Source organism: Bacillus sp. DNRA2 (assembly GCF_012843265.1).
GTDB lineage: Bacteria > Bacillota > Bacilli > Bacillales > Cytobacillaceae > Bacillus_BU.
Map to the genome: position 1 here is coordinate 1 of NZ_JABAIT010000071.1, position 1,598 is coordinate 1,598.

Below are 1,598 nucleotides of genomic sequence, written 5' to 3' on the forward strand. Positions count from 1 at the left end.
AGAACAAAATCGCTAACGCGACTTAATACCCACGACCCAAGTGAAGGTTATTCACTTGGGTCTTTTCTCGCCTGGCGCATTGTTCCATTACAAAAAGGACAGACTACCTCTACTTCTTCTTCCTCGTTTAAGTCAAAATGGAACTCCTCGACGACATAATCAGGGACCTCGTCTTCTTCACCACAATCCAAACATTTAAAAATGATTATCTTTATTTCTTCATTAAATCCGAATGGATCATCTTCATCAATTGATTCTAAGAATGCTTTATTCAATTCATCCTGCTCTTTGTTTTTGGTCAAGATTAAGCCTCCTCAATGTTTTTACGGATTCCATATCCTCCATATAATGATACAAGAATCCATAATCCGCATGCCATATTTCCACCAAGTCCATCTGACGATGGCAGTGAGGGCATAGGAATGGGTCTTTATCAAACGCTTCAATCATCCGTTGGCGATAGGTTTTCTTTCTCTTTTTGGTTTCTAATAATAGTGAGAGCTGTTTCGTTCTCATAAATGCGTACAGACTTAAAACAGTGTTAGCTCTCTGGTATGTTCTTCTGCTGTACAAACCAAAACGACCAACCATTCGAAAATGCTTGGGAGAAATATGCTGTATTAAATTAAATAAAAACCTATATACAGGCATGTTTTCATCTACTCTTTTTTTTGTTTGATGATCCTCATACCAAAACCGAACGGTTTTCCCATCATACTCCTCTATTCGATACTCGGCAATCGCTGGTCTAGCTAAATATCTTCCAATATATTTCGCTGCACCTTTTGCATCTTTCATTTTTTGTTCTGCATTCACATAGAAACCCTTCGGGTACCTTTTATATAAGTCATCAATTAATCGTATTGCCTTTTGATTTTTAGGAAACCATTTCTTCAGTAAATCTAAAACAACTTTCTGCCATGACTTCCTTAAATATTCATATGGAATAAACTCACTTCGTACCCATTCATCATTCTTATCTAGTGCTCCTTCTGTAACCAACGCATGAATATGCGGATTAAATTTTAAATCCCTACCAAACGTATGTATAACAGTAATGACACCAACAGTTAAATTTCTCTTTTTACTTCTTTTTTGATAATGGTATTGAAAAACTTGCGCCACTTGTTTGCTTAGTTCATTAAGCTTTTTTCGATCCTCAAAAAAGACATTTCTTAGTTCCTTAGGGATAGTAAAAACCATATGTCTATGCGGGACATTAAAAATCATTTCCTGTTGTTTATCCGACCAATCATCTGTGTATTTCTTTCCGCATTTATGACAAAATCGACTTTTACATGTGAAACAAACAAAAACTGGATTAGGTTTCCCTTCGCAACCCAAGCATTCATATCGAGAATAACCTAGATCGGTTGTGCTACACCTAATAGCTTTATTAACGGTTTCCTTTATATCTTCTTGATATGATTTTGGGAAACTATCAGCGTGCAACTTCCAAAACCCATCAAAGTGATCTTTTAATATTTGTTTAATTACCCCGCTCTTTTGTTTACCCATATCCATTCCCCTAAGGATTTATACGAACAGTGTATCGAACAGTTATCCACAAGTCGAGAATTTTATAATTTCCTAAACAA

General features: G+C 35.9%; 2 protein-coding genes. Both read right to left on the reverse strand.

Annotated features, from left to right (window positions below; genetic code table 11):
• Nucleotides 1-47: 47 nt before the first annotated feature.
• Nucleotides 48-302 carry a hypothetical protein gene (locus HHO41_RS21975; RefSeq protein ID WP_248278577.1) on the reverse strand — a complete coding sequence of 85 codons (255 nt, stop codon included), beginning with the start codon at nucleotides 300-302 and terminating at the stop codon, nucleotides 48-50.
• Nucleotides 277-1,518 carry an IS91 family transposase gene (locus HHO41_RS21980; protein WP_169102730.1) on the reverse strand — a complete coding sequence of 414 codons (1,242 nt, stop codon included), beginning with the start codon at nucleotides 1,516-1,518 and terminating at the stop codon, nucleotides 277-279. The genes HHO41_RS21975 and HHO41_RS21980 overlap by 26 nt, the downstream gene beginning before the upstream one ends.
• Between the last annotated feature and the right edge of the window lie 80 nt (nucleotides 1,519-1,598).

Excerpts from the sequence above, each read along its gene's own strand:
- HHO41_RS21980 (WP_169102730.1), bottom strand. The coding sequence starts at position 1,518 with ATGGGTAAACAAAAGAGCGGGGTAATTAAACAAATATTAAAAGATCAC.